General features: G+C 70.1%; 3 protein-coding genes and 1 pseudogene. 2 read left to right on the top strand and 2 right to left on the bottom strand.

Annotated elements, in window-relative coordinates; translation table 11 throughout:
* Positions 1 to 99: 99 nt before the first annotated feature.
* Positions 100 to 513: a DUF4190 domain-containing protein gene (locus ACFPZL_RS08765; protein ID WP_382335122.1), complete on the bottom strand. Its 414-nt coding sequence runs from the start codon at positions 511 to 513 to the stop codon at positions 100 to 102.
* 169 nt (positions 514 to 682) lie between these two features.
* Between ACFPZL_RS08765 and metH the strand changes: the two genes are divergently transcribed.
* Positions 683 to 4,279 carry a methionine synthase gene (gene metH, locus ACFPZL_RS08760; RefSeq protein WP_218116465.1) on the top strand — a complete coding sequence of 1,199 codons (3,597 nt, stop codon included), beginning with the start codon at positions 683 to 685 and terminating at the stop codon, positions 4,277 to 4,279.
* Between the two features lie 244 nt (positions 4,280 to 4,523).
* Complete coding sequence (locus tag ACFPZL_RS08755) at positions 4,524 to 5,570, top strand: hypothetical protein (RefSeq protein WP_218116466.1); 1,047 nt, start codon at positions 4,524 to 4,526, stop codon at positions 5,568 to 5,570.
* Between the two features lie 297 nt (positions 5,571 to 5,867).
* Here ACFPZL_RS08755 and ACFPZL_RS08750 read toward each other — a convergent pair.
* Positions 5,868 to 6,253 (bottom strand): annotated as a pseudogene (locus ACFPZL_RS08750) (ECF transporter S component); the annotation flags it as partial.

The following is a 6,253-nucleotide window of genomic DNA, read 5'->3' as shown; positions in this document are numbered from 1 at the left end:
GCCGCGGACCGGCCGGACAGCGATCCGCCCCGCCCGGCCGGAGCGGCTGGACGGGGCGGATGCCGGAGAATGGCTCGCCGTGGCGTGCCCGAGGACGCGCTACTGCGAGAGCACGTCGGCGCAGCTGATCAGCTGTCCGGCGACCTCTACGCTCTCCGCACCGTTCGCGCAGGCCTCGGCCGCGTCGAGCACGCTGCCGCCGATCGCCGACATGGCGGTGACGAAGAGGATCATGCCGATGATCCAGAAGAGCGTGAGCACCGCGCCGACGATGATCGCGGCGACGCCCAGCCCGTTCTTCGCGCCGGCCTTCTTCGACTGCACGACGGCGACGATGCCGAGGATCATGCCGATGACCGGCAGAAGGAACGCGAGGATCAGGCCGACGATGCCGAGCGTCCTGCCGGGCTGAGCGGCCGGCGCCGGCGCCGGCGCACCGGTGTAGGCGGGTGCGGCCGGGGGCTGCGGCGGAGGCTGGTTGGGGTCGAACTGCGGGGGCACGGGGGTGCTCATGATGAGGAGTCCTCTCGGTATCTGTGAAGCGTCTTTCGACATCCCCAGCCTAGGGGAACGGCCTCGCCCGGCGCAGGATCCGAACGAAAGTCGGCTCGGATCGGACGGAGCGGGTGCGCACGTGCCGCGCCCGTCCGCCCGCGCCGCACACGGCTCCTACACTTGAGGCATGACCGTGCCTCAGACGCCGCCGCGATCCGCCGATCTGCTCGATGCGATCCGGGAGCGCGTCGTCATCGCCGACGGGGCGATGGGAACGCAGTTGCAGGACGCCGCCCCGACGCTCGACGATTTCCATGGGCTCGAGGGCTGCAACGAGATATTGAACGTCTCGCGCCCCGACATCATCCGCGACATCCATGATGCCTATCTCGCGGTCGGCGTCGACGCGATCGAGACCAACACCTTCGGCGCGAACTGGTCGAACCTCGGCGACTACGGCATCGACGACCGCATCGAGGAGCTCTCCGAGGCGGGCGCGCGCATCGCCCGCGAGGCCGCCGAGGCCGCCGAAGCGAGCGACGGCCGCATGCGCTGGGTGCTCGGATCGATCGGCCCCGGTACCAAGCTGCCGAGCCTCGGCCACACCTCCTACGCCCACCTCAAGGAGACCTTCGCGCTGCAGGCCGCGGGCCTCATCGGCGGCGGTGCGGACGCCCTGCTGATCGAGACGAGCCAGGACCTGCTGCAGACGAGGTCCGCAGTGAACGGCTGCAAGCTCGCGATCGAGCGCACGGGGATCCGGCTGCCGATCTTCGTCGAGGTGACCGTCGAAACGACCGGCACGATGCTCATGGGTTCCGAGATCGGCGCGGCCCTCGCCGCACTCGAGGCACTGGGAATCGACGTGATCGGTCTCAACTGCGCCACCGGTCCCGCCGAGATGAGCGAGCACCTGCGCTACCTGTCGAAGCACTCGCGCGTGCCGGTCATGGTGATGCCGAACGCCGGCCTGCCGGTGCTCGGCGCGAACGGCGCCGTCTACCCGCTCACGCCCGACGAGCTCGCGGTCGCGGAGGAGCAGTTCGTGCGCGAGTTCGGCATCGGCCTGGTCGGCGGCTGCTGCGGCACGACGCCGGCGCACATGCGGGCGGTCGTCGAGCGGATCGGCGGATCGGCGCCGGCGCCGCGGCAGCCGAGCCACGAGGACGAGGTCGCGAGCCTCTACCATGCGGTGCCGCTGAAGCAAGACGCCGCGTTCCTCGCCATCGGCGAGCGCACCAACGCGAACGGTTCGAAGGCGTTCCGCGAGGCGATGCTCGCCGAGGACTGGGACGAGTGCGTCGAGATCGCGAAGGCCCAGATCCGCGACGGCGCCCACCTGCTCGACGTCTGCGTCGACTACGTGGGACGCGACGGCGCCGCCGATGCCCGCGAGGTCGTCTCGCGCCTCGCCAGCGCCTCGACGCTGCCGATCGTGATGGACTCGACCGAGCCCGCCGTGCTGCAGGCCGGGCTCGAACTGATCGGCGGCCGCGCCGTCGTGAACTCGGTCAACTACGAGGACGGCGACGGCCCGGCGAGCCGCTTCGCGCGCATCATGCCGCTCGTCAAGGAGCACGGCACAGCGGTCATCGCGCTCACGATCGACGAGCAGGGCCAGGCCCGCACCCGCGCCGACAAGGTGCGGATCGCGTCGCGCCTCGTCGACACCCTCACCGGCGAGTGGGGCCTGCGCGTCGGCGACATCATCATCGACGCGCTCACCTTCCCGATCGCCACCGGCCAGGAGGAGACCCGCCGCGACGCGATCGAGACGATCGAGGCGATCCGCGAGCTCACGACGAAGTACCCGGGACTGCACACCACGCTCGGCGTCTCGAACGTATCCTTCGGCCTGAACCCGGCCGCGCGAGTGGTGCTCAACTCGGTGTTCCTGCACGAGGCCGTGCAGGCGGGGCTCGACTCGGCTATCGTGCACGCCGCGAAGATCCTGCCCCTCGCCTCGATCCCCGAGGAGCAGCGCTCGGTCGCGCTCGACCTGGTCTGGGATCGGCGCGAGTACGACGCCGACGGCAACCTGAGCTACGATCCGCTCGCGAGGATGCTCGAGGTCTTCAGCGACGTGGATCTCGCCTCGATGCGGGATCAGCGCGCAGCCGAACTCGCCGCACTGCCTGTCGCGGAACGCCTCGAGCGCCGCATCATCGACGGCGAGCAGAAGGGGCTCACCGAGGACCTGCAGCTGGCCCTCGACGACGGCCACTCCGCGCTCGGCATCGTGAACAGCATCCTGCTTTCCGGCATGAAAGTGGTCGGCGAGCGCTTCGGCGCGGGCGAGATGCAGCTCCCGTTTGTGCTGCAATCGGCCGAGACCATGAAGGCGGCGGTCGCGTGGCTCGAACCGCACATGGAGAAGGTCGAAGGCGCTTCCGCCTCGAAGGGCACCATGGTGATCGCGACCGTGCGCGGGGATGTGCACGACATCGGCAAGAACCTGGTGGACATCATCCTCACCAACAACGGCTACACGGTCGTGAACATCGGCATCAAGCAGCCGATCTCCGACATCATCGCGGCGGCCGAGTCGCACGACGCCGACGTGATCGGCATGAGCGGCCTGCTCGTGAAGTCGACCGTCGTGATGAAGGAGAACCTCGAGGAGCTGAACGCGCGCGGTCTCGCGAAGCGGTGGCCGGTTATCCTCGGCGGTGCCGCGCTCACCCGCGCCTACGTCGAGGACGATCTGGCCGCGATCTACGAGGGCGAAGTCCGCTACGCCAAGGACGCCTTCGAAGGACTCGCGCTCATGGAACCCCTGGTGCAGGTGGCGCGCGGCGCGTCACCGGACGAAGTGGGGCTGCCGGCGCTGAAGAAGCGGATCCACCGCCCCGGCGCCGCTCTCAAGCTCACCGAGGTCGAGGATCTGCCCGCGCGCAGCGACGTGGCGTCGGACAACCCGGTGCCGACTCCCCCGTTCTGGGGCACCCGCATCGTCAAGGGCGTCCCGCTCGCCGACTACGCCGCGCTGCTCGACGAGCGCGCCGTGTTCATGGGGCAGTGGGGGCTCCGCTCCGGGCGCGGCGCGGGTGCGGCGAGCTACGAGGAGCTCGTCGAATCCGAGGGGCGGCCCCGGTTGCGCGCCTGGCTCGACCGCATGCACACCGAGGGCATGCTCGACGCCTCGGTCGTCTACGGCTACTTCCCCGCCTGGAGCGAGGGCGACGACGTCGTGATCCTGCATCACGGGAGCGACGGCGAGGGCGGGGCGGGCGTGCTCGCCCCCGACGGCGGATCGGGAGCGGCCTTCGGCTCCGAGCGGCTGCGCTTCACGTTCCCCAGGCAGCGGCGCGACCGGCACCTGTGCCTGGCCGACTTCATCCGCTCGCGCGCGGCCGTCGAGGCGGAGGGCCGGCCCGACGTGTCCGCTGCACAGCTCGTGACCGTCGGCTCGCGCGTCGACCAGCACACCGCGAAGCTCTTCGCCGGCGACAAGTACCGGGAATACATGGAGTTGCACGGGCTCGCCGTGCAACTGACCGAATCGCTCGCCGAGTACTGGCACCAGCGCACCCGCCTGGAGCTCGGTTTCGGGGACGAGGAGCCCGACGACGTCGAGGGCTTCTTCAAGCTGAAGTACCGGGGTGCACGGTTCTCGCTCGGCTACCCCGCGTGCCCCGAGATGGCGGATCGCACCAAGGTCGTCGAGCTGCTGCGCCCGGGGCGGATCGGAGTCGAGCTCTCGGAGGAGCTGCAGCTGCACCCGGAGCAGTCGACCGACGCCTTCGTGTTCCATCACCCGGAGGCGAAGTACTTCTCGGTGTAGGCCCCTACCCTGCCGCGTCATCCAGCCCAGTGCTGGTGCACACGCCAAACTGTACGAGATCGTCGGGACTGTACGTCTTTGCCGCACGATCCCATGCAGTGCCGACGATCTCGTACTGTTTCGCGGGCGGAGACGAGGCCGGGTCGGCGTTCACAAGAGGCGCGACCACCGCAGAACGTGCGAGTTGTCCACATCTCCCGCCCGACGGAGTCGCTCAGCACCCGCATCGATGAGACTCACGGGTATGCCCCTCGATCGTGTCGCTGCCCGCGTGCCCCGGCTCCGCGCCCATCTGCGCAGCCGGCGCCGGCTCATGGCCGACGGGCTCAGCGAGGCCGGCCTGCGCACCGCGGTGAACCACGGGCAGATCCTGCGCATCCTGCCCGGTCGCTACGTCTCCGCCGACGACTGGCGCGAGCTCGAGCGTGAGGATCGGCACCTCCTCCGCGCGATCGCGGTCGAGCAGGGGGCGCGGAAGGCGCCGCTCTTCTCCCACTTCACCTCGGCGATCCTGCATGATCTACCCCTGCTGCATTTCGCGCACGCCCACGTGCACGTGTCCGCGATCAACCTGCCGAGCACGCCTCCGCACCGGCGGCGAGCGCTCGGCGATCCCGACCAGATCGCCGAGACGGCGGTGATCCGGCACAATCTCTCGACGCTCCCGGACGCAGACGTAACCACCGGTGGGATCAGGCACACGCTGCTGCCGCAGACCGTGATCGATGTGGCGCGCGCCGCACCCTTCGCCGCCGGCGTGGTGTGCGCCGACGCCGGCCTTCGGCGTCTCGTCCGCGAACACGGCATGACCGTGGAGGAGGCTCGCTCCGCTCTGCTCGGCCGGCTCGAAGAGGTGCCCCGGGCTCGCTGGTCTGATCGGGCACAACGCGTACTGCGTTTCGCGAGCGCCCTCGCAGAGTCGCCCCTCGAGAGCCTCACGCGCCTGCAACTCGCACGCCTCGGCTTCGATCTGCGCGAACAGGTACCGGTGCGGGGCTCGGGAGGGGCCGCGTACCGCATGGACTTCGAACTGACCGGCCGCAAGATCTTCGTCGAGGCCGACGGTCGGTCCAAGTACTCGGACGCGCGCATGCGGGGCGGGCTCAGCGCAGAGGAGGTCGTCTTCCGCGAGAAACGGCGCGAGGACTCCATCCGCAACGCGACCCAGCTGGCGATCGTGCGCAGCCTCTGGGCCGACGCGCAGCACCCTCGTGCGATGACGTCGCTGCTCCGCGGATGCGGCGTCGAGCCGCCGAACCCCGAGGGGCTGGCGCGAGCGGATCTCTACTGAACGAGCCGGCGGTGGCCCCGCAATGGTGCGGGCGGCGCCCGGGCGACGGGCCCGGTAATGGACCGGGTGGTGGGCCGAGTGCTGGACCGGGTGCTGGACCGTGCAACGGCCGCGGAGCGTGTCCGTCGCGTTCCAGACTGTACGAGATCGTCGGGGCTGTACGTTTTTGCTGCACGATCCCATGCAGCGCCGACGATCTCGTACTGTTTCGCGGGCGATTCACGTGCGAAGCGACGACCGGAGGAGGTGCGAGGCCGGAGAGGCCGGAGGGGACTGAGCGGGAGGGCGGGTGCGGAGTCAGGACCGTCGGGCCAGCGGAGAGCGCCGGAGCGAGGCCAGGACTGGACGGCCGATGAGCACGATCCCGAGCACCGTGGTCACAGCGCGCACCGTGTCCCAGGTGAGCGTCGACGTGACGAGCGAAAAGGTGAGGAAACGGATCAGGTTGCCGCCGAGGCCCGCCTCCGCGTCGTAGGAGATGCTCGTATCGCCGCCGACGGCGAACGGCCAGAACCAGACGTTGAGCAGCAGCCCGAAGAGGTACGAGGCCACGACGCCGTAGGCCGCGAGCAGGGCGAGCTCGGGCCAGGGTCCGCGAAGCCCGTTGCTCGGGCGGTCGACAGCATCGGCGGTCCGAGGACGCCGGACGCCTCCCCGACCGCCCGCGGCCCGCCCGCCCCCTG

The sequence above is a fragment of the Leucobacter soli genome (genome assembly GCF_042659205.1).
Taxonomy (GTDB): Bacteria; Actinomycetota; Actinomycetes; order Actinomycetales; family Microbacteriaceae; genus Leucobacter; species Leucobacter soli.
The sequence above is the reverse complement of the archived record's forward strand: the minus strand, read 5'-3'. Positions and strand labels throughout refer to the sequence as shown.

Coding starts and splice junctions, on each gene's coding strand:
- ACFPZL_RS08755 (WP_218116466.1), top strand. CDS start 4,524: ATGCCCCTCGATCGTGTCGCTGCCCGCGTGCCCCGGCTCCGCGCCCAT.
- ACFPZL_RS08765 (WP_382335122.1), bottom strand. CDS start 513: ATGAGCACCCCCGTGCCCCCGCAGTTCGACCCCAACCAGCCTCCGCCG.
- metH (WP_218116465.1), top strand. CDS start 683: ATGACCGTGCCTCAGACGCCGCCGCGATCCGCCGATCTGCTCGATGCG.